The following is a 21,212-nucleotide window of genomic DNA, read 5'->3' as shown; positions in this document are numbered from 1 at the left end:
AAACTGGACACCCCAGAACCTGCCTTTTCTGCGCGGGAGACGTCGTCGCATGGCTGCTCACCAGGCGCGACCGCGATCGGAACGCTTGCTCGGCAACAGCAGCATGGCACGAACCCGGAGTGCCCATCTTTATCGGCCGTGGCGCCTCACTAGCTACCGGAACGTCGCCGAGCTGCACACTGCGGAATCGGTCCGGACGGCCGGTGCAGTGTTTCGTCGCAGCCCGAAGGCGTCGATGCGAGACGGGTCATCGCACGCCGGCCCGAAAGGAACTTCCATTTTTTCCCGGCGTTGAGCAGGCGGCTCGTACCTGGAGCGGGTCCGCACGATGAAGAACTTTGCCGGCACCGAATTCTCTCCCGAGGTGATCGAGGCGATGACCACCGCGCTTGAAGCTGCGGTTGCGACCCTGCCGGAGCCCGTGCATTCCGCGCATGTCAATGCACTCGCCGAGTCCATCCTGCGCACGGCGGGTTCGGGTGAACGTGACCCCGCCACCCTGCAGAGGATCGCCCTGATGGAGTTGCAATTGGCGCCGCGCAATTGATGAGGCCGACATGAAGATCGCAGTTGCCGTGATCGTTGCACTCTGTGCGGCATCGTCCGTCGCCCGGGCGGAGAGCTGGACCACCTACCGGATTGCGGAATCCGGAACGGCGGTCGACATTCCAGTGTCGATCTTCAGCGAGCCGGCCGGGAAGCCTGATGGCTACGGCGAGCGGTTTCGCACGTCGGACGGCCGCGCCGATCTGACGGTGCAGGCCGTTCCCGATCAAGGCCTCTCGCCGGCCGAGTTCCTGGCCAGGAAGAACCCGCCGCCTGGCATCATCTATAAACGGATCACGCCCGGGTTCTTCGTGGTCTCCAGCGTCAAGCGCGGCGCGATCTGGTATGACCGCTGCAACTTCTCGCGCCGCTACGTGCATTGCGTGCTGATCAACTATCCCGCGGCGGAGAAGCGGCAATGGGACCGCATCGTGACGCGCATCAGCCACAGCCTGAGCCGCGGCTGAACCGGGCGGCACACGAAAGCTGCCGGGCAAGTCGGCTGGCACGGCGTGAGGGACAGGGCGCTGCCGACGCTGACCCATTCCTGACGTATCGAGGCGGATCGTGCCTTGTAACAAGCGCTGTTGATCCGACCCATCATCGTCAAGGTGGCGGCCGAAGTCGACGTCACCTCAGGTCGTGCAGCGATTGCCGCGCGTCATCGCCATCCCAGCGCCGGCGCGACATGCGTCAGGATCGCCTCGATCGCATGCGCGCAATAGGCGACGCCGAGCTGGTTCGGGATCGTCAGCAGCAGCGTATCCGCCTCGGCAATGGCCTCGTCCTGCCGCAGCTGCTCGATCAGCACATCCGGCTCGGCCGCATAGCTGCGGCCGAAGATCGCGCGCGTGCGCGGGTCGATGAAGCCGATCTGGTCCTCGCCTCCGCGCTCCCCGCCGAAATAGGCACGGTCGCGATCGTCCATCAGCGCAAAGATGCTGCGGCTGACGGACACGCGGGGCTCGCGGCTGTGGCCGGCCTCCTTCCAGGCGGCGCGAAAGCTACGGATCTGCGCGGCCTGCTGCACGTGAAAGGCTTCGCCGGTCTCGTCGTTCTTCAGCGTCGAGCTTTGCAGGTTCATGCCGAGCTTCGCCGCCCACACCGCCGTGGCATTCGAGCCGGCGCCCCACCAGATCCGTTCGCGCAGGCCTGGCGCATGCGGCTCGATGCGCAAGAGGCCCGGCGGGTTGGGAAACATCGGCTGCGGATTGGGCTCGGCAAAACCTTCGCCGCGCAAGAGGTCGAGAAAGACCTCGGCGTGGCGGCGGCCCATGTCGGCGTCGCTCTGGCCCTCGGCCGGCCGGTAGCCGAAATAGCGCCAGCCGTCGATAACCTGCTCGGGCGAGCCGCGGCTTATGCCGAGCTGCAGCCTGCCGCCGGCGATGAGGTCGGCGCTGCCGGCATCCTCCACCATGTAGAGCGGATTCTCGTAGCGCATGTCGATCACGGCCGTGCCGATCTCGATCCTGCTCGTCTTGGCACCGACGGCCGCGAGCAGCGGGAAGGGCGAGGCCAGCTGCCGCGCGAAATGATGCACGCGGAAATAGGCGCCGTCCGCGCCGAGCTGCTCGGCCGCGACCGCAAGCTCGATGGATTGCAGCAGCGTATCCGCCGCAGAGCGGGTCTGCGATTGCGGCGAGGGCGTCCAGTGCCCGAAGGAGAGGAATCCGATCTTTTTCATGAGGGCAAGGTAAGCATGATCGCAAATGTTTGCGATAGGTCGGCGGAGGAAAGTTGGGCACGAACATTTTTCGGGACATTCGCCGGTGATTTCGGCAAAGATTGTGCTTCCAAAGGCCCCGGGATCATCGACCAGCTGTGGACCATAACCCTGACGACGAGCGGCAAGTCGCGGATGAACGTCGCAGCCTGTTGGGGCTCGCGGCGATGGCTCTCATCGTAGGAGCTGCGACTGGATGTGTCGGGGCGATCTTCCGGCTTTTGCTCGTGCGTGCGGATGGTCTGCGCGATGCGATGATCGCCTGGGCCCATGGCCACGCAATCTGGGGGTTCTTCACCGTCGTCGGCGGGTGCGCCGTAGCAACCCTGGTTGCCGCGTGGATGGTGCGGCAATTCTCGCCACACGCTTCGGGCAGCGGCATTCCGCATGTCGAAGCTGTCCTGCGCGAAGAGATCCCACCGGCTCCGTTTGGTCTGGTGCCGGTGAAATTCCTCGGCGGAATACTGGCGATCGGCTCCGGGCTCGCGCTTGGGCGTGAGGGGCCGACCGTCCAGATGGGCGCCGGTATCGCGGTTTTCGCCGCGCGCCTCGGCCGACTCCGTTGGGCGGATGCCCGGGTGCTGCTCGCCGCTGGCGCCGGCGCGGGCCTTGCGACGGCCTTCAATGCGCCGATTGCCGGGCTCGTGTTTGTGCTGGAGGAACTGGTGCAGAGGTTCGAGCACCGTGTTGCCGTCGCTGCCCTTGCAGCGCTGGCAACGGCGATCCCGGTCGCACGGCTGCTGCTCGGGGTCGCACCCGACTTCGAGGTCGCGCCGCTGAGCTATCCCGGGGCTGAATCCGCCCCGCTGTTCCTGGTTCTGGGTGGCATCGCGGGTCTGCTGGCCGTCGCCTACAATCGCGCCCTGCTCGCGACCATCGCAGTTCGCGACCGGTTTGGACGGCTGCCGATCGAGCTCCGCGCCGGGTTGATCGGCGCAAGCGTCGGCCTATTGGCCTGGTTCTCGCCCGAACTGGTCGGTGGCGGAGATCAGATCACGCAGCGCGCCTTGATCGGCCATGAGAATGCGGCGATCCTGGGGGTCGCATTCCTGATCCGGTTCGGGCTCGGCGCTCTCTCATACGCGGCCGGCACGCCCGGCGGCCTGTTCGCACCCTTGCTCGTGCTGGGAGCCCAGTCCGGGCTGCTATTTGGAGAGGCTTGCCGCGTCGCCTTCCCGGCGCTCTCGATCCAGCCGGAAGCATTTGCATTGGTGGGCATGGCCGCTCTCTTCACCGGCGTCGTGCGCGCGCCGGTGACCGGCATCGTTCTGGTGGCCGAAATGACCGGTAGCGTGACCATGCTGCTGCCGATGCTGGGCGCCTGCTTCATGGCGATGCTGCTGCCCATGCTGCTGGGCAATGCACCGATCTACGATTCGCTGCGCGAGCATACGCTGCGCCTGGAGCGGCAGATCAGACAGAGATGAGATCGGTGTCATCGCCCAACAACGCCGATGCGCGCAATGTTAAAGGCCTCCGGCTTGTTCAATCGGAAATTCTGCTCGTGGGCCGCGTTTGTCGTCCGCATCGTGGGCGAACTCCGCCTGACGCCTCGATGTCGGCCGTGAGGGGTAAGCCGGAGGCCTTTGGCCGGAGCGAACGGACGCGATGGACCCAACTGAGACATCGCTCCGCGCGGCTCATTCGCTCCAAGAAAGGTTTGATGCAGATCCTTACCGGAAATCTTGGCTGCCTGCTGACTAATGGATGTGCCCACGTTTCGCGGTTGGCGACCAGCCAAAATTCATTCGACGATGTCGTCGGCGACAGCGAGCAAGGTCGCGGGAAGCGATATTCCCTGGGCGCTTGCGGCCGTTCGATTTACGGCAAGCCTGAATGTTACAGGCCGCTGAACTGGAAGTGCAGAAGGGCTTTCTCCCCTGAGAACCCTGTCGACATATGATGCAGACCGACGAAACAAATCGCGCTGGTCGACTCCATAAGCGACGAGGCCGCCAGCGTTCACGAAGTACGGGAAGGGATACATGGTTAACAAGCGGCGCTGCGCGACCTTCGTGATGATCGCTTTCTGATGCGTCACGGTGAAAATGTCGGGCAAAACGATCAGGGCTTCGTATTCCGGAGAAAGGGAATCGACGAATGCCTCCATGCCATTTGTATCTGTTGCCTGGGCTGCCTCAATTCTGACGTTTGCCGCCATTCCCGCTTCATTGATTGCTTGCACGTACAGCTTTCCAAATGGACCAACCTGAGGATTGTAAAGCACGCCTACCCTTTTCACTCCCGGATTTATCTGCCGAATGATGTCGAGCCACTTGCCACCCATGCTGAATTCGTAATTGCTAAATCCGGTGACGTTGCCACCCGGCTCGGCCAAACTTGCAACAAGCCCGGTCCCTACGGGGTCGGTAACCTGAACAAAGATGATGGGAATTGTGCCAGTCGCTTCTCGCAGGCCCGCAGTTGCGGACGTCCCATCGCCGAGGATCACGTCCGGCTTCATGCCAACAAGCTCCATCGCATGAGAGCGCACAAGCTTGGGATCGCCCGCCGCAAAACGATATTCAATCGTGACGTTCTCGCCGGAGCGCCATCCTAGTCTACGTAGTGCATCTTCAAAAATCGATCCGCGGGCTGCTGCCTCCGCGTCGTTTGTGGCTCCCATCAAAACGCCAATGACGCGCTTGCTCGTAGCTTTCTGCCCAAACGCCGTACCAGCAGTAAGCATACTCGCTAAGACAACAATCGCCTCGCGACGTTTCACGGGTGATCTCTGGGTTGGGAAATTGGTGCGATACAACTGCCAAAACGAGGGTCGAGCCGGTCGTACCGCGAGCATAGCCTTGCAACTGTATAGAGCAGCGCGAGTGCCGCCGACCCAAGGATCAGGAGAAGCCAAGCCGGTGCTCTCAGGACAAACGACAGGGCCGCGGCTAGCACGACGAACATGCTGATCAGAGGCAATCTCGATCCGACCACGGGCTCACCTCGCACCGCACGTCATCCCATCTGACAATGATAGGTCGATTCGCAATGGGGAAAGGTTCAGCACGGGAGGCGGTATTCCCTAGATGGTCACTTCGCTATTGGCGCTTAGTTGACTTGCGCTCCTCGCCTCGCAATCTCCGCTTTCGAAGGCTGAGCAGAATAGCATCGTGGAGCTGCCCAGGTCGGCCCTTGACCCTGGCTGTGTGAAAACGGCCGGAGCCGACATAGATTCTACCAGCCGTGGAGGACGTTTATTCTCCGTTCGGCACGCCAGCTAAGCGCAGACCTTCATAGATCCGCTCCCGCTGGGCCAAAAATGTAGGGTTCTGACTGCGCCGCTCGTTGCGAAATCGGGCCACGGTAAAGTTCGGGTCGAGCCGGAGGCCGGCTTCCCGCGCCGCGCTCGCCTCGTCGGTGAGCCCGCTCAGACCCGTCGTGGCGGCCAGGAAAAAATGCACCAAGGCGACGTTCGGGTTCATTTCGACCGACTTGCGCAATCGGTTCAGCGCCGGTTGCAGTCGCCCAAGAAACAAGTCTGCAATTCCGAGCAGGGCGTGCCAGCGATCCAAGCCGGGATCGCGCGGGCTCAGCCGGATTGCGTTCATGAGGTCCGCTTCCGCCTCCTCTGCACGCCCGAGCAACACCTTCGCGAAGCCCGCATTGGCGTGGGCCCAGGCCAGGTTACGATCGAGCGTGATGGCAAATTCGAATTCGCGCAGGGACCGCTCCGTCGCTCCTGAGACATGCAGTACATTGCCATAGACAAGACGTGCCGAGGCGTTGCGCGGAGCGAGATTCAACGCCTTGGTGATCGCCGTCTCGGCGATACGCAGCTGTTCGTCACGGTTTGTCGAAGCAAACGTACGAACTTCATCAGAATGATAGGTGGCAAGGCCGATCAAAGCCTCGACATTGCGATCGTCCCGCCGGAGCGCCTCTTCAAAAAGATTGCATGCCGCACGGTGGCCGCGCAACGACAGGGGCTGGTTGAGAATCGCCCAACCCCTCATTGCGAGGTCGACCGCGTCCATGCTCCCCGGCCGCTCGCGCTCGGCCCGCCGGCTTTCAGCCGCGACAAGCTCGACACCGACGATCCGGGCAAGCCGTGTGGTGATCTCGTCCTGCATGTCGAATACATCGGCGCGCCGCTTGTCGAATCGCTCGGCCCAGAGGTGCGCGCCGGTCGCCGCATCGATGAGCTGAGCGTTCACGCGGACGCGATCGCCGCTGCCCTGCACGCTGCCTTCCATGACATAGCGCACGCCGAGCTCGCGGCCGACTACGCGAGCGTCCACCGGCTTGTTCTTGAAGGTGAACGCAGTATTGCGTGCGATGACGAAGGCGCCCGGGATGCGCGACAGATCGGTCGTCAGGCTTTCGGTGATGCCGTCGACAAAATAGTCCTGCTCGGGATTGCCGCCGAAATTGGTGAAAGGAAGCACGACGATGGACAGGCGTGGCGCGACGGGCTGATGCGACGCTGAGCCGTGCCCGATCAAGTCGGGCCCTTTGCGTTTCACGGAATAGGCGCGTACGGGCCGCGCAATGTTCTTGAGGCTGTGCTCGCCCAGATCGTTGAATTCGACATCGATCTTGCCGCTGACCTGATCATGGGCTGATGCGGAAATGCAAATACCACCCGGCTCGGCGATCCCCTCGAGCCGGGCCGCGATGTTGACGCCGTCGCCGAAGATATCGTTCGCCTCGACGATGACGTCGCCGATATTGATGCCGACGCGGAAGACAATACGGTCCTCTTCCGCCTCTTGGGCTGCGAGATTTCCAATGCCAGCCTGGAAATGCTCGGCTGCTCGAACTGCTTCGACCGCGCTCGGGAACTCGGCGAGGAAGCCGTCGCCGGTGTATTTGACGATGCGGCCTCCGTGTTCCGCGATGGCCGGCTCGATGACATCTGTCAGAAGCGCGGTCAGGCGCGCGTGCGTAGCCTCTTCGTCATTGTGCATGAGCCGCGAATAGCCGGCTACGTCGGCAACCATGATCGCCGCCAACCTGCGTCCTCGGGATGCCCCCTCCTGCGCCATGACCGCTCCACGTGTCGGTCGAGTGTAGAGGGGATCAGACAACAATTCCAGCTGTTCGGAAAAGTAGCCTTGGGCCGACCGCGCCCCGGGAACATGTATCTCGTCGGATCATCAATCCGCGGCATCTGCGGGCGTGTAGAATGCTCGATATGTCGCTGCAGCACCTACAGATTGGCTGAGGACCCAAGTGACGAACCTCTTTGGGGATCGATTTATGTCGGCTATTGGCCGTGCCTGACCTAGCTCAAAGCGCCTGGAGCTCTGCTTGCCGTAGGTGACCTGAACTGGCGATGTGAGCGGGCCACGGCATGTGGAGGGCTTCGGATGCCGGCCGCTTGAGGGACGGCGCCGCGTATTCTGCGGCCGGCGTCCGAAAGCCTCCAGGGGAGGAAACCGCGCTGGTGGGACGTAGGAGGATGCCGCGTGATCGAGCTAAGTCGCGTCAGTCTTCATAAGCTTTGCAAGGGGCAATACATTGAGAAAGCTTCTGTCCGCGGGTCTGGCAGTCGCGCCTTTATTTCGTGAACATTGGTCTTGTTGGCGCGGGGGGCGGTGCCGCCGCAGGCGCAAGATTGAACGTCAGCCAGACATTCCAACCCGCGGGCCGATTTTCGTTGGCGAATTCGCCGTAAGCCTTCAGGTTGAGATAGCCCTGCAGTTCGTCATTGATCGGGAAGATGTAGCCGAGCTGCGGGCCGACACTGGCCACGCGCGACCGGAAGCAGCCGACGCGATCGCCGGAGCCGCTGTCGCAGCCGAGTTGCTGATAGAGGTGACCCACGACACCGACCTGCCACTGCTTGGTCAGGAATTGCGAAGCGCCCCAGTCGAGGTGCATGTCGACGCCGTTCTGATAGTGGGTCGCAGGATTGACGAAGTTGTAGGTGAATCCGAGCACGGTCGAAGCTTCGCGCCCGGTCTTTTGGTCGAAATAAGTGTAGCCGCCGCCGACGTCGATCGCCCAGTGCCCGAGCCCTATATTGCGAGACGGTCCGACTGATAGGCGCCGACCGGGATGTCCCCGGTGATGTAGGTCATGTAGTTGTCGACCCCGGCATTCCACTTCAGCTGGAACATTGGCAGCAAATCGCCAAACGCCGGGAGTGAGCTATCGATGGTGTCGAAGCGAGAGAAGGGGATCGCGCCTGCCGGTGTCGTCAACGCGCCTGCCGACCCGCCAGCGATGTAGAGTTGGAACCGTAGCCTCCCAGCAGGCTCGCAGAAGCCTGAGCGCCCAGCACAGGGGTCGCGAAGGTGTAGGTCCCGGCAACGAGGCCAAGATCCACATTGGCCTTGACGTTCGCGCTCACGGTGGCCGTCAGATTCGCGGGAATGCGACCAATCGTGATCTCGCGTGCACGCGCCACATCGGCGCCGGCGGAAACCGAGGTGTGATAATAAATCGTGCTTACCGACCACCCTGGCGCCTGCGCCGGGACAGCGGCAAGGCTGCCGAAGAACCCGGGTATCCAGAAGCCGACGCCGCCTTCATCGGCGCGAGCGATTTGAACAGGAAGCACGAGCAGAGCTGCGACCGACCCACCACACAGGTAAAACTTCAGTCGAGAAACGTGAATTCCGAGCCAAATCGAAGGCGTTGCATCGCCGCCCCCTATTTCTTGCTGCCTTCTTTTCCTGGCCGAACATTCCGGCTGCGTTGACTTGACGCAGTGTAGCGCGAGCAACCGAGCGTCTATCGGAAACTCGGCAAGACCCCCGCTGCCACTTTGTTCTTTCAAAACCGTGACTGGGGCGCCACGATTACGACAATAGTGCTGTCCTAGATGTCTGGCGGACCGCACATCTTCACGCGAAGAGGCTCAGCGATTTGGCTCACCCGATCCGAGTCAGCTCACACATCGCACGATTTGATTTATTCGCGCAGCAACTGCGTCGCTCAGCGCTCAAACCGAGCCTTGCTGGCGTTGATCAAGCAGTAAGCGATGCCCTGGTGACGCGCCTTTTTCATTTTGCGATGTCGCCTGCTGGCCCGAAGGTGCCCTTCGAAGCAACTCGCCGTTAGGTTTGCTCTTCCGAGCAGAGCGGACGCACGACAGGACTGGCCGGCACAGCCGGTTTTGACCCGAAACATTGGCTAAGCCTGATCAACCACGCAAAATCGCCAAATGACTGCACCGATCGATACAACTACTCTCCCCCACAATTATCGCCCCGATATCGACGGATTGAGGGCGGTGGCTGTGCTTTCGGTGGTGATCTTCCACGCGTTCCCTGATGAAGCGTGGCTGCCCGGCGGCTTTGTTGGCGTAGACGTGTTTTTCGTCATCTCCGGATATCTCATCTCGAGAATCCTGTTCAGTGAAATAGAGCAGCGCCGGTTCTCCTTAGCGAGCTTTTATCGGCGCCGCATCAGGCGCATCTTTCCCGCGCTCGCTGTTTGCCTCGCCGCGGTGTTGGCATATGGTTTCGTCGTGTTGATGCCCTCGCAACTTGCTCAGCTCGGCAAGCAAGTCTTTTTCGGGGCCGCCTTCCTGTCTAACTTCGCGCTCTGGAGGGAGAGCGGATACTTTGACAGTGCCGCTACTTCAAAGCCACTACTGCATCTTTGGTCTTTGGGTATCGAGGAGCAGTTCTATATCCTCTGGCCACCGCTGCTTTGGATCGCCTTCAAGCTAAAGGCCGCGATTGGGCGTTTGATAGTTGCGCTGCTGGTGGCCTCCTTTGCGGTCAATATCGCGGTCTCGCTCACTGACACGTCGAGCGACTTCTACCTGCCGATCTCGCGCTTCTGGGAACTACTCGCCGGCGCAGCACTGGCTTGGCGCCCGGACATCAACCTCAAAGGGGGCCTTAAGCACGTAATTTCATTGGCGGGCATGGCAGCCGTCTTGATATCCGCGAGATTGTTTGCATCGGAGATGCGCTTTCCCGGCTGGCTCGCTTTGCTGCCCGTGGCGGGTGCGGTTGCGGTCATTCTGGCCGGATCAAATGCCGTTATCAACAAAGCCATTCTTTCAAATCGCGTCGCGGTGTCCATAGGGCTCATCAGCTATCCCCTATACCTGTGGCACTGGCCACTGATCGCCTTTTCTTATGTTATCCGAGGGAAGCCCCCGACCTTATTTATGGCCTTCGGAATTGTGATCGCGAGCTTGCTGTTGGCTTGGGCCACGTACCGTTTTATTGAACGCCCTGTTCGCCTTAGTTCTAACCGCTCGCGGCCCACTCATATTGTCGCAGCCTGCGTCGCCATGGTCGGTGCTTGTGGCTTGGCGGTATGGGCCATTGGCGGTGTGCCGCAACGTTTTCGCAACAGCCTCGATCTGGAAAAACTAAACGCCGCCACTCTTGAGGCGATCTACGCGCCTACGAACGGCATGACCGTTCTTGAGTACGACAGTCGCGGACATTCCATGGTGGCTCAAATCGGCCAAGGCGCTCGCAAGGTCGCGCTGGCGGGCAACAGTATGGTGTTTCACTATGGCCCTCGTCTGCAGCAACTCGCAGACGAAGGGCGCTTGGCGGTCCGTGCTTATTTCGTGACAGGCCCAGCCTGCCCGCTGGTGCCTGGTGTGATCGCTCGCGATGAATTCGCAAATTGCGCTAAAGTCGCGAACCGATTGTCAGAATTGGTACAAAGAGAGAAGGTCCAAACGGTCGTTCTCAGTCCTCATTACTGGCCCAGGAAAAATGCCTTCGTCGAACGAGAGGGTAAGTCTATTCCTCTGGATGGCGGAGAGGAAGGAAGGCGTGCTTTCTATGCCAACCTCGAAGATTATGTTCGCGAACTGAAACTGAATGCGACAGTTTACCTCGTATTGGGTGCGCCGCAGTCTTCTACCGGACTCAACCCTCAACGTATGGTCACGCGGGGTATCACCGGCATTCGCGCCGATCCGAATGTTGAGAACTCCGTCCCGGTCGCCGATTTGCGAACGGTGAATGCTCAGCATGACGCCGAATTGCGTGCCGTCGCGGAACGCACCGGAGCGAAGATCCTGGATGTCTTTCCCGACGTCTGCGGGAACGGTGAAACGTGCTCAGCCTTTTTCGGAGCACGCGACCCGAAATTTTCCGACGGGGCCCATCTTCGTCCTGCCTTCGTACGGAAGCATTTGCATTTTCTTGATTTCTTGTTGATGTAGTTGTCTCTCGCCTTCCCGGAATGTGCGAAGCTGGCCCGCGGCTGACCCTGGCTCAGAGCGGCGCGAGGTCTGCTTCCTGAAGTGACCCGAACAGGGCCGTGCAAGCTGGCCAAGGCAGCCTTTGACCCACACCCGAAGTGACAACCGGCATTGAGGGGGCAGTCCTTTGCAGCGTCGGTACTTCCGAGAATCCGACAGGCCGGGCGACAGCCAGTTTCGATCAAGGCGAGCGGCATTGTCGATGGCCGCCACAATATTTGCCCGTAGGAAAGGAGCAATCCGGTTGCACTACGCCGACCTTCTCGTAGACCAGAGGATAGCGTTAGTGAGGATTTTCTGGCAGCGCGGGTCCTGCCAGACCGACGCCTCGTGGCCAAGCGCCGAATAGAACACTCGCCCCTCGCCGTAAAATCGTTTCCAGGCGAGCGGCCAACCATAGAAGCGTTGATGCACACCGGCCTTATTGAGGTCCACCGAACTTTGGTCGAGGCGCAGGAGCACGCGTGATCCGCGATAGTCGAAGTCGCTGATCTGGTAGATTTCATCGTTCAACTGCAACGAATTCCCCAGAAACGCCACCAGTGGATCTGCAGCCACCTCGATGGTCACACCCTGATGCCAGGGATGACCGTTGAAGTAGCCGCCGATCAGATCGAGATAGTCTGGCCAAGTGTAGAATGTGTCCGTGGCCGAGTGAACGCCGAGAAAGCCACGTCCCGAGCGCACAAAGTTGAGAAGTGCTATCTTTTGGGCGCCGCTCATCGGAATTTCGCCACTTGTGTAGAACATCACAGCGGCGTACCGCTCGAGGTTTCCGGTGGAAAATTCAGACAAGTCTTCCGTTGCGATGACTTCGAAGCCACCGGAATTCCTTCCAAGCTGCGTCAGGATTGCTTCGGAAAGTGGTATGACGTCGTGCCGATAGCCGGCCGAGTAGGTGAAATAGAGGACACGTTCTGGCGGGCGCTCTGCACGCGCGCCGAGCGGTCGGATTGCCGCCGCGCTGCTGACGAGTGCGATGAACTCGCGTCGCGTCACAACCCTCTCCCGATGCTTAACCGGCCGGAAAAGCTTACCAGATATCAGCGCGCCGCGCGCCCTGCGGCGCCGCCCTACGCTCGCGGTTCATTTGATAGCCTCGACTCGGCAATGTCGCTGACTTCCAGAAACGAACCGGCCATGTCCGGTCTCGAAGCTAGAACGCCATGGCCTGCTTCAGGGGCTGATCGATTGATGAGTGCACGCCCTGGCGCATCCGGAGTCGCTGGGTAGGCCGCAAGGTGCGGATTGCCGGGAAGCATCCCCCAACAGGTCGAACGGGCGCGCAACAGTCTGCGCGCGGGACGCGGTGCGAAGCTCGAGGATATCGATGCGGGCGGAGACCGGGCTCGCTCTATCCCACGTGCCCGATCATGCCATTCTGCGCCTGTTTTGCCCGACGGCGCAACGATTGTTTGCCCGACGGGTCAAACGTCTTCGCAGGACATCTAAACCATTGATCCCACTAGGGCCGGCTACTGTGCATGGGGTTGTTTTCGAACATCTTTGTTTGGGAGGCACGAGAGCATCGCGCTCTGGCCCGCTACTTCATCACCCGGAGGCCCTTGGTCGTGAACCGCTGCGTCTTGCCGCCGGGCCGAACGGGGCGCTTGGTGCCGGCGGCCTTGCCGGTGCCGGGCGGCTGCTGCGCGGGGACGAGCTGGTGGGGCTGCGAGCCGATCAGGTCGCGGCGGCCCATCTCGATCAAGGCCTCGCGCAGCACCGGCCAGTTGTCGGGGTCGTGATAGCGCAAAAATGCCTTGTGCAGGCGGCGCTGGCGCAGGCCCTTGATCGCATCGACCTTGTCGCTGCCGCCGTGGCGCACGCCGCGCAGCGGATTGACGCCGGTGTGGTACATCGCGGTCGCGGTCGCCATCGGCGAGGGCAGGAAGGTCTGCACCTGATCGGCGCGGTAGCGGTTCTTCTTCAGCCACAGCGCGAGGTTCATCATGTCCTCGTCCGTCGTGCCCGGATGCGCCGCGATGAAATAGGGGATCAGGTAATATTTCTTGCCGGCCCGCTCGGCTGCTTCATCGAACATCCGCTTGAACTTGTCGTAAGCGCCGATGCCCGGCTTCATCATCTTGTCGAGCGGACCGCGCTCGGTGTGCTCGGGTGCAATCTTGAGGTAGCCGCCGACGTGATGGGTGACGAGCTCCTTGATGTATTCGGGGCTCTCGACCGCGAGGTCGTAGCGCACGCCCGAGGCGACCATCACCTTCTTGATGCCACGGGTCTCGCGCACCTTGCGATAGAGCCGGATCAGGTCGTCATGCGAGGTGTTGAGGTTCGGGCAGATCTCCGGGAAAACGCAGGACGGCCGGCGGCACGCCGCCTCGACCTTCGGGTCCTTGCAGGCCATCCGGTACATGTTGGCGGTGGGGCCGCCGATATCTGAGATCACGCCGGTGAAGCCCGGGGTCTTGTCGCGGATGCGTTCGATCTCGCGCAGGATCGAGCCCTCGGAGCGGTTCTGGATGATGCGGCCCTCGTGCTCGGTGATCGAGCAGAAGGTGCAGCCGCCAAAGCAGCCGCGCATGATCGTCACCGAAAACTTGATCATCTCCCAGGCGGGGATTCGCGCCTCGCCATAGGAGGGATGCGGCGCGCGGGCGTAGGGCAGGTCGTAGACCGCGTCCATCTCCTCGGTGGTGAGCGGGATCGGCGGCGGGTTGAGCCAGAGGTCGCGGTCGCCATGACGCTGCACCAGCGGCCGCGCATTGCCGGGATTGCTCTCACGATGCAGCACGCGTGAGGCGCGGGCATAGGCCTCGCGGTCCTGCTCGACCTGCTCCAGTGCTGGCAGCCGGATCACGGTCGCGCCCTTCTGGCGCGTTGCGCCCTCGTCGGCGGAATCGAGATCGTCCGCGTGGAGTTCAACGTAGTGTTCGGGCACGCGCCGGAACAGCGCGACGCCCCTGATGTCGTCGAGCTCGCGCGGCGCTTCGCCGGCGGCGAGCCGCTGCGCCACCTCGACCACGGCGCGCTCGGCATTGCCGTAGAGTAGCAAGTCCGCCTTGGCGTCGGCCAGCACCGAGCGGCGCACCTTGTCGGACCAGTAGTCGTAATGCGCGATCCGGCGCAGCGAGGCCTCGATGCCGCCGAGCACGATCGGGACATCCTTGAACGCCTCGCGGCAGCGCTGGGCGTAGACGATGGTGCAGCGGTCCGGCCGCTTGCCGCCTTCACCGCCCGCTGTATAGGCATCGTCGCTGCGGATGCGCCGGTCCGCGGTGTAGCGGTTCACCATGGAATCCATGTTGCCGCCGGTGACGCCGAAGAACACCTTTGGCTTGCCTAACGCCCTAAACGGCTCGGCCGAATGCCAGTCCGGCTGCGCGATGATGCCGACCCTGAATCCTTGCGCCTCGAGCAGGCGGCCGATGATGGCCATGCCGAAGCTGGGATGGTCGACATAGGCGTCCCCGGTCACCAGCACGATGTCGCAGGCATCCCAGCCGAGCGCATCCATCTCGGCGCGGCTCATCGGGAGGAACGGCGCGGCCTTGCGCGGGCGGGCCTTGGCCATCAGGAGCTTTTCGGCGGTGATGATCGGGGTGTCCATGGCGCCTACGCATAGGACTCCACGCCTGCGAATTCAACCGGCCGCCATGCCCCCTTCGCTGATTAGGGTTCCCCCAATGGCGCACAATGTGCGCTGCTGGCGGTCTTCCCGGTCGCCATCTCCTGCATTTGTCGCGTCGATGCAACCTGCAGGTATCGTCTTGACGCATCGAGTGGCGCAACGATCACATCCGCCGGCATTGTGGTTCACTTGCAGGAACCAACCGCCCGCGCGAACATTCTGACCTTGGCGCCCGCGCGAGCCCCCGCTCGCGCGCGCCTCGACAATTCCGCCAGCGCCGCTGGCCGGATTTCTGCCCCGACGCTCGCTTCGGGGCGATGGGGGGCTTGTGAGCACGGTCATAGAGAACTTGCTGGCGCGAAAGCAGAAGCTCGTGGAGGAACTCGAGAAGGCGCGGGTCGTCGAGGACCGCGACAGGATCGAGCACCAGCTCGAGCAGATCAACACCGCGCTGGACTTTCTGGACCGGCCGGGATCGAGGGACGCGCGGTAGTCGCGCTCAATCCGCCTTCAGCGCGTCCACTTTCAAGGCCTTCGCATAGACCACGCCCGAATTGGTGATGTGCGTCGTCATCAGCTGTTCGAAAGCGGCGAACTCGCCACGCGCGAACAGCTCCAGCAGCTTGCGATGCTCGTCGAATGAGGTGCGGGTCCTGACATCGATCGGCGAGGTCAGGTTGGTGCGGAGCGCGGCGACCCGGCCGGAGACGAGCTGGTAGGATTCGACGAGGTAATTGTTGCCGCAATAAGCGAACAGCGCCTCGTGGAACGCGGCATCGGCGCGGCCATAGGCGATATTGTCCCTGGCCGCGACGGCAGGCTCCATCGCCGCGATCGCGTCGCTCATCGCGGCGATCGCTCCCTCCCGATCATGGTGAAAGGCGAGCGCGGCCGCCTTGGGCTCCAGCGCGATGCGGAAGGTGCAGAGCGCGGTGATGTCGTCGGCGCTCGGCGTGAAAACGAAGCTGCCGACCTGCGGGCGGATCACCACGAGCCCCTGCGCCTGCAACTGGCCCATCGCCTCGCGCACCGGCGTGCGGCTAACGCCGAAGGAATTTGCCACCCTCTCTTCCGAGATCGCTGCACCCAGCGCGAACTCGCCGTCGACGATGGCCTGGCGCAGCCGCTGCATCACGCGCTGCGACAGCGATTTCGGTGTATCGAGCTTGAGCGATCGCATGCGCCTTCCCGCTCAGATCACCTTGCCGGGATTGAGCAGATGATCGGGATCGAGCGCGGCCTTCAGCGTCCGCATCAGCGCGATCTCGGCCTCGCTCCTGGCATGGCCCAGCCACTTCTTCTTCAAGGTGCCGATGCCGTGCTCGGCGGAAACGCTGCCGCCCATCTCGCGGACGAGACCATAGATGATCGCGTCCATGTCCTCTTTCGGCTGCTGCTCGACCGTGAGGCCGCTGACCCAGGAGACCAGATGCAGATTGCCGTCGCCGATATGGCCGTAATAGACGCTCTCGCAGCCCTCGATACCGCCAGCCAACGCGGCCTTGCAGCGCGTGACGAATTCGTCCATCCGTGCCACCGCAAGGCCGATGTCGTAGGAGATGTGCGGGCCCAGCACCTGGCCGAACTCGGCGCAGATGTCGCGCACGCGCCAGAAGGCTTGCGTCTGTGCCAGCGACTGCGCCACGGCGGCATCGGGCAGCAGCCCGCGCTCCATCAGCTCCTCGAGCCAGCTCTGGAAGCGCGGCGCATCGATGCTCTCGTCGGTGCCTTGCGCCTCGACCAGCACGTAGAGGCCATGGCCTGCCGCGACCGGCGGTTTTACGCCGGCGCGGGTCGTGATCACGTCCCAATAATCCGGCCACATCACCTCGAACGCCGACAGCAGCGGACCGAGACCCGAACGCGCGGCATCGAGCAGCGCGATCACCGCGGCATAGTCCTTCAGCGCGCAGAGCGCTGCCATGGTCGAGCGCGGCTTCGGGAACAGCTTCAGCACGACGCGGGTGATGATGCCGAGCGTGCCTTCCGAGCCGATGAAGAGATGCTTCAGATCGTAACCGGCATTGTTCTTCATCAGCTTGTTGAGATTGGTGATGATGGTGCCGTCAGGCAGCACCACTTCGAGGCCGAGCACCAGCTCGCGCGTCATGCCGTAGCGGATCACGCGGTTGCCGCCCGCATTGGTGGAGAGATTGCCGCCGATGGCGCAGGAGCCGCGCGAGCCGAGATCGAGCGGAAAGAACAAGCCGGCCTCGTCGGCGGCCTTCTGGATCGTCTCCAGCGGCGTGCCCGCCTTCACCGTCATCGTCATCGTCGCGCGATCGATCTCCTCGATGCCGGTCATGCGCTCCAGCGAGATCGCGACCCAGCCGGCTTCGGGCGAGGCGCCGCGGCACAGCCCGGTCAATCCGCCCTGCGGCACGAACGGCAGGCGCGCCTGCCGGCAGGCCAGAACCGCATCGGCAACGCCCTGCGCATCGAGCGGTCGGATCACCGCGCGCGGCGTCTGCGGCAGGCTCGCGCTCCAGTCATTGCAATTGCGCGCCGGCACGTCCGCACCAACAAGCACGGCGGCTGCGCCGAGCCTGTCGCGCAACGCGCCCAGCAACTGATCGGGTCGTCCAACAGGGGTCACCATGTTCATGCGAGACCTCCTTAAGGATTCGGCTGCGACTCATGCGCGCCGCGATGGTGGAAAGGGTTTGCGTCCGCCTTGTATGTAAGGTACAAGGTAAAAAGTAAAGCAAAAACATGGCTCCGTCTGGCTGAGAAAGATGGTTAGCGTTCATAGGCTTAGCCGGCTGCAGCAATCAGAGGGTAGTGTGATGACGGAGGCGATTCGCGGGTTCTGGGTGGCGTCGGCGACGCCGCTGGCGACGGACGGCAGCGTGGACTCCGCAAAGCTCGCCGCGCATGCCAAGCAACTCTTCAGCAAAGGCGTCGAGGGCGTCGTGCTGTTCGGCACCACCGGTGAGGGCACTTCGTTCAATGCCGCCGAACGCATCGCGACCATCGAGGCGCTGCTCGAGAGCGGCGTCGCTGCGGAGCGCATCGGAATCGGCGGCGGCTTTCCCGCCATCACCGACAGCATCGCGCTGACGCGTGCCGTGCTCGGCCTCGGCCTGCGCCACGTGTTGCTGTTGCCGCCTTACTTCGATCGCAACGTCACGCCCGAGGGTATCGAGGATGCCTTTGCCGCGGTCATCGACGGCGTCGCCGACGATCGGCTGCGCGCTTCGCTCTATCACATCCCGCAGGTCTCGGGTGTCGCGATCCCGACAACGGTCGCCGCAAGCCTGCGCAAGCGCTACGGCAAGGTGATCGCGGGCCTCAAGGACTCCAGTGGCGACTTCAAGCAGTTCCAGGCGTTCCGCGCCGCCGCGCCAGAGCTCGCCATCACGGTCGGCAACGAAGCCGACATCACCCGCGCGATCGCCGCGGGCGGCGCCGGCACCATCTGCGGCATGGCCAATGTCGTGCCCGAGCTGGTCAAGGGCATGGTTGACGGCAAGGACGTCGAAGAGCGCATGCAGGCCGCGATCGATGTCGTGGTGAAGACGCCGTCCCTGGTCCCGACATTGAAGGCGATCCTCGCGGCGCAGACGGGTGATGCCGGCTGGCTGCGCGTGCGTCCGCCGCTCCGCGCCCTGTCCGGCGGCAGCGCGTTCAAACGCAAGCTCGACGAGTTGGTCGCTCCCGCCATCGCGTGAGATCGCGCAGCATTGCGACCTGCCCACTGCGAACTCTCGCGCAGCGTGTCGCGATCAAACGTGCCATCAATCGGAGATCGCAATTCGGCGCTGCTCTGCGCTTAGAACGATTCAACACTAGAGCGATTCAAGCTCCGCTACGGTTCTCCTCGATCCCGGCAACTGTTACACGCGCACACTTCAACGTTCTTGACTTGAAGTGGAATGAAAGTGCGTGCCTTCGTGGATGGCCAGCGCGACAGCGGCCATCGAACCCGTGCCGGCAAGAGCCGTGCAGGTCTTCTCATCGGTGCAGCGGTGCTGCTCATCGAAACTCCCACCAACACGACGAGTGCGCAGGCGCAATCGGCTCTGCCGCCGGTAACGGTGGAAGCCCCGGCGTCGCGGCCGAAAACGGCACGCGCATCGGAGGGGGCTTCGCGCCACACGCCGGCCGCCGCGCGCCAGCGCAGCCGCAGCGCCACGGCCGCGCCTGCGGTGCCGACGCGCTCGGAGCGCGCCGCCGCCGAAGCCGCGGCGCAACAGGCCGCAAAGCTGGGGTACCGCGCGATGCCGAGCGCGACGACGCTGCGCAGCGGCGCTTCACCGCTCGACACGTCGCAGTCCGTCAACATCGTGCCGGAGCAGGTGTTGAAGGATCAGCTCCCGCGCAACATCGACGATGCCCTGATCAACATCTCGGGCATCACCCAGACCAACACGCTCGCCGGCACGCAGGACGCCGTCATTCGCCGCGGCTTCGGCGACAATCGCGACGGCTCGATCATGCGCAACGGCATGCCGCTGGTGCAGGGGCGCAGCCTCAATGCCGCTGTCGAAAGCGTCGAGGTGCTGAAAGGGCCGGCCTCGCTGCTCTACGGCATCATGGACCCCGGCGGCATCGTCAACACCATCAGCAAGCGTCCGGAGCTCTATCAGCATGGCTCGGTCACGCTGCTCGGCTCGACTTACGCGAACAACCGCAACGGGGCCGATGGCACGCTCGATATCACCGGTCCGATCGGCAACGGCGGTCTTGCCTATCGCTTCATCGGCTACGGGGTCGGCGAGGACTATTGGCGGAATGTCGGCCGTCACAGGGAAATGCTGGTGAACCCGTCGCTGGCCTGGTACAGCGACGCCACGACGGTCCAGCTGACCTATGAGCATCGCGAATTCATCTATCCCTTCGACCGCGGCACGGCTTTCGTCAACGGCGCACCGCTGGCGATTCCAAAGACGCGCCGGCTCGACGAGCCGTTCAACAACATGTGGGGCACCTCCGACCTGATACAGGGCTCGGTCGAGCAGAAGCTCGACGACAATTGGAAGGTCACGGCAGCCTACAGCTACAACACCGAGACCTACAGCGCCAATCAGCTTCGCATCACCAACGTCAATGCCAGGACCGGCGTCGAGACCCGCAGCAACGACGGCACCCGGAATTCGCTAAGCAACGCCAGCTACGGCACCTCCTATCTCCAGGGTGACGTCTGGGTGGGCGGCTTCCGCAACGAGATCCTGTTCGGCGGCGAGGCGCTGTATCGCACCATTGATCGCCACGACCTGATCCGCCAGGCCACCCCGAGCTTCAACTTCTACAACCCGATCTACGGGCTGGTCATGCCGGGCACGACCATTTCCGCAGTCGACAGCGAGCAGACCGACAAGCTCGGCACCCGCGGCTTCTTCGCCCAGGACACGTTCCATGTGAACAACTGGCTGTCCGTGGTCGGCGGCGTGCGCTGGATGGAATACGAGCAGCTCGCCGGAAAAGGCCGGCCGAAGTTCATGACGAACACGAATCTGGCGGGCGACAAGGTGCTGCCGCTCGGCGGCGTCATCTTCAAGCTGAACGACCAGCTCTCGTATTACGTGAGCTACACGCAATCGCTGAAGCCGACCTCGACCATTGCGCCGTTCGCGGGCACCACCATAGGCTTCGTGGTCACGGGGAATCTCCCGCCCGAGGAAGGCACCCAGTGGGAAACCGGCTTCAAATTCGACGTCAACAAGCGGCTGTCGGGTAACTTGGCGTTCTACGACATCCAGAAGAAGAATGTGCTGGTCAGGGACGATCTCGGCAACGGCACGGTTTCGGCGCGAACGTCCGGCGCAGCCCGGTCGCGCGGAGTCGAGTTGGACGTGACCGGCAAGCTGACCGGCGATTGGAGCATGATCGGAAGTTACGGCTATACCGATGCGCGCCTGATCAACGATCCAGATGTCGGCAACGCCAAGCTGTTCAACGCCGCGATGAACACGGCCTCGCTCTATCTCGTGTACGATTTCGGCGAGCGGTTGCCCGGACGACTGCGGCTCGGCGGCGGCGCGCACTATGTCGGTGACCGGCCGGCCGATTCCGCCAACTCATTCTTTCTGCCGGCCTATACCGTCGCTGACGTCTTTGCGACCTACGACACGGAGATCGACAACCTGCCTGTGACCTATCAGTTCAACGTCAAGAACCTGTTCGACAAGGTCTACTATACGTCCACCACCGGGAGCGCTTTAGCCGTCGCTATGGCCGATGCCCGGCGCTTCTCGCTGTCGGCGACGGTGAGCTTCTAG

The 21,212-nt window shown here is 62.8% G+C and carries 16 protein-coding genes; 7 read left to right on the top strand and 9 right to left on the bottom strand.

Going from position 1 to position 21,212, the window contains the following annotated elements:
* The first annotated feature begins 328 nt into the window (after positions 1–328).
* Together ACNJYB_RS36860 and ACNJYB_RS36855 are read left to right on the top strand one after the other, a co-directional pair.
* Positions 329–547 carry a hypothetical protein gene (locus ACNJYB_RS36860; protein ID WP_439371525.1) on the top strand — a complete coding sequence of 73 codons (219 nt, stop codon included), beginning with the start codon at positions 329–331 and terminating at the stop codon, positions 545–547.
* Between the two features lie 10 nt (positions 548–557).
* Positions 558–1,013 carry a hypothetical protein gene (locus ACNJYB_RS36855; protein WP_439371524.1) on the top strand — a complete coding sequence of 152 codons (456 nt, stop codon included), beginning with the start codon at positions 558–560 and terminating at the stop codon, positions 1,011–1,013.
* 194 nt (positions 1,014–1,207) lie between these two features.
* On the opposite strand, the gene ACNJYB_RS36850 is transcribed toward ACNJYB_RS36855, so the two are convergent.
* A complete protein-coding gene (locus tag ACNJYB_RS36850; RefSeq protein ID WP_439371523.1) occupies positions 1,208–2,230 on the bottom strand; it encodes an LLM class flavin-dependent oxidoreductase in 1,023 nt (340 codons plus the stop codon).
* A 206-nt stretch (positions 2,231–2,436) separates the two neighbouring features.
* On the opposite strand from ACNJYB_RS36850, the gene clcA reads away from it, so the two are divergent.
* The gene (clcA, locus tag ACNJYB_RS36845) at positions 2,437–3,696 is read left to right on the top strand and encodes a H(+)/Cl(-) exchange transporter ClcA (protein WP_439375738.1); all 1,260 of its coding nucleotides are present in this window, start codon (positions 2,437–2,439) and stop codon (positions 3,694–3,696) included.
* Between the two features lie 317 nt (positions 3,697–4,013).
* Here the strand turns inward: clcA and ACNJYB_RS36840 are convergent, their stop codons facing one another.
* From ACNJYB_RS36840 to ACNJYB_RS36825, 4 genes are all read right to left on the bottom strand, one after another.
* Entirely contained in the window at positions 4,014–4,994 is a 981-nt protein-coding gene (locus ACNJYB_RS36840; protein WP_439371522.1) for an ABC transporter substrate-binding protein, read from the bottom strand.
* A 475-nt stretch (positions 4,995–5,469) separates the two neighbouring features.
* Positions 5,470–7,227, bottom strand: coding sequence for an adenylate/guanylate cyclase domain-containing protein (locus ACNJYB_RS36835; RefSeq protein ID WP_439371521.1), 1,758 nt, complete (start codon positions 7,225–7,227; stop codon positions 5,470–5,472).
* Positions 7,228–7,774: 547 nt separating this feature from the next.
* Positions 7,775–8,218, bottom strand: coding sequence for a SphA family protein (locus ACNJYB_RS36830; RefSeq protein WP_439375737.1), 444 nt, complete (start codon positions 8,216–8,218; stop codon positions 7,775–7,777).
* Between the two features lie 199 nt (positions 8,219–8,417).
* Positions 8,418–8,780 (bottom strand): hypothetical protein, encoded by a 363-nt coding sequence (locus ACNJYB_RS36825; RefSeq protein ID WP_439371520.1) that lies wholly within the window; start codon positions 8,778–8,780, stop codon positions 8,418–8,420.
* 606 nt (positions 8,781–9,386) lie between these two features.
* Between ACNJYB_RS36825 and ACNJYB_RS36820 the strand changes: the two genes are divergently transcribed.
* Positions 9,387–11,366, top strand: coding sequence for an acyltransferase family protein (locus ACNJYB_RS36820; RefSeq protein WP_439371519.1), 1,980 nt, complete (start codon positions 9,387–9,389; stop codon positions 11,364–11,366).
* A 288-nt stretch (positions 11,367–11,654) separates the two neighbouring features.
* Here the strand turns inward: ACNJYB_RS36820 and ACNJYB_RS36815 are convergent, their stop codons facing one another.
* Both ACNJYB_RS36815 and ACNJYB_RS36810 read right to left on the bottom strand, forming a co-directional pair.
* Positions 11,655–12,404 carry a ThuA domain-containing protein gene (locus ACNJYB_RS36815; RefSeq protein ID WP_439371518.1) on the bottom strand — a complete coding sequence of 250 codons (750 nt, stop codon included), beginning with the start codon at positions 12,402–12,404 and terminating at the stop codon, positions 11,655–11,657.
* Positions 12,405–12,948: 544 nt separating this feature from the next.
* Positions 12,949–14,970 (bottom strand): YgiQ family radical SAM protein, encoded by a 2,022-nt coding sequence (locus ACNJYB_RS36810; RefSeq protein WP_439371517.1) that lies wholly within the window; start codon positions 14,968–14,970, stop codon positions 12,949–12,951.
* Between the two features lie 349 nt (positions 14,971–15,319).
* On the opposite strand from ACNJYB_RS36810, the gene ACNJYB_RS36805 reads away from it, so the two are divergent.
* Positions 15,320–15,484 carry a hypothetical protein gene (locus ACNJYB_RS36805; protein ID WP_439371516.1) on the top strand — a complete coding sequence of 55 codons (165 nt, stop codon included), beginning with the start codon at positions 15,320–15,322 and terminating at the stop codon, positions 15,482–15,484.
* A gap of 6 nt (positions 15,485–15,490) precedes the next feature.
* On the opposite strand, the gene ACNJYB_RS36800 is transcribed toward ACNJYB_RS36805, so the two are convergent.
* Positions 15,491–16,171, bottom strand: a complete 681-nt coding sequence (locus tag ACNJYB_RS36800) for a GntR family transcriptional regulator (RefSeq protein ID WP_439371515.1) — start codon at positions 16,169–16,171, stop codon at positions 15,491–15,493.
* Positions 16,172–16,183: 12 nt separating this feature from the next.
* Positions 16,184–17,596: an FAD-binding oxidoreductase gene (locus ACNJYB_RS36795; protein WP_439371514.1), complete on the bottom strand. Its 1,413-nt coding sequence runs from the start codon at positions 17,594–17,596 to the stop codon at positions 16,184–16,186.
* Positions 17,597–17,777: 181 nt separating this feature from the next.
* On the opposite strand from ACNJYB_RS36795, the gene ACNJYB_RS36790 reads away from it, so the two are divergent.
* Complete coding sequence (locus ACNJYB_RS36790) at positions 17,778–18,662, top strand: dihydrodipicolinate synthase family protein (RefSeq protein ID WP_439371513.1); 885 nt, start codon at positions 17,778–17,780, stop codon at positions 18,660–18,662.
* 204 nt (positions 18,663–18,866) lie between these two features.
* Positions 18,867–21,212 carry a TonB-dependent siderophore receptor gene (locus ACNJYB_RS36785; protein ID WP_439371512.1) on the top strand — a complete coding sequence of 782 codons (2,346 nt, stop codon included), beginning with the start codon at positions 18,867–18,869 and terminating at the stop codon, positions 21,210–21,212.

The organism is Bradyrhizobium sp. SMVTL-02, assembly GCF_051853005.1.
GTDB lineage: Bacteria > Pseudomonadota > Alphaproteobacteria > Rhizobiales > Xanthobacteraceae > Bradyrhizobium.
The sequence above is the reverse complement of the archived record's forward strand: the minus strand, read 5'-3'. Positions and strand labels throughout refer to the sequence as shown.

Bases quoted from the DNA above. Each gene is read 5' to 3' on its own strand.
- ACNJYB_RS36860 (WP_439371525.1), top strand. From the start codon at position 329: ATGAAGAACTTTGCCGGCACCGAATTCTCTCCCGAGGTGATCGAGGCG.
- ACNJYB_RS36795 (WP_439371514.1), bottom strand. From the start codon at position 17,596: ATGAACATGGTGACCCCTGTTGGACGACCCGATCAGTTGCTGGGCGCG.
- ACNJYB_RS36800 (WP_439371515.1), bottom strand. From the start codon at position 16,171: ATGCGATCGCTCAAGCTCGATACACCGAAATCGCTGTCGCAGCGCGTG.
- ACNJYB_RS36850 (WP_439371523.1), bottom strand. From the start codon at position 2,230: ATGAAAAAGATCGGATTCCTCTCCTTCGGGCACTGGACGCCCTCGCCG.
- ACNJYB_RS36820 (WP_439371519.1), top strand. From the start codon at position 9,387: ATGACTGCACCGATCGATACAACTACTCTCCCCCACAATTATCGCCCC.
- ACNJYB_RS36785 (WP_439371512.1), top strand. From the start codon at position 18,867: ATGAAAGTGCGTGCCTTCGTGGATGGCCAGCGCGACAGCGGCCATCGA.
- clcA (WP_439375738.1), top strand. From the start codon at position 2,437: ATGGCTCTCATCGTAGGAGCTGCGACTGGATGTGTCGGGGCGATCTTC.
- ACNJYB_RS36855 (WP_439371524.1), top strand. From the start codon at position 558: ATGAAGATCGCAGTTGCCGTGATCGTTGCACTCTGTGCGGCATCGTCC.
- ACNJYB_RS36810 (WP_439371517.1), bottom strand. From the start codon at position 14,970: ATGGACACCCCGATCATCACCGCCGAAAAGCTCCTGATGGCCAAGGCC.
- ACNJYB_RS36790 (WP_439371513.1), top strand. From the start codon at position 17,778: ATGACGGAGGCGATTCGCGGGTTCTGGGTGGCGTCGGCGACGCCGCTG.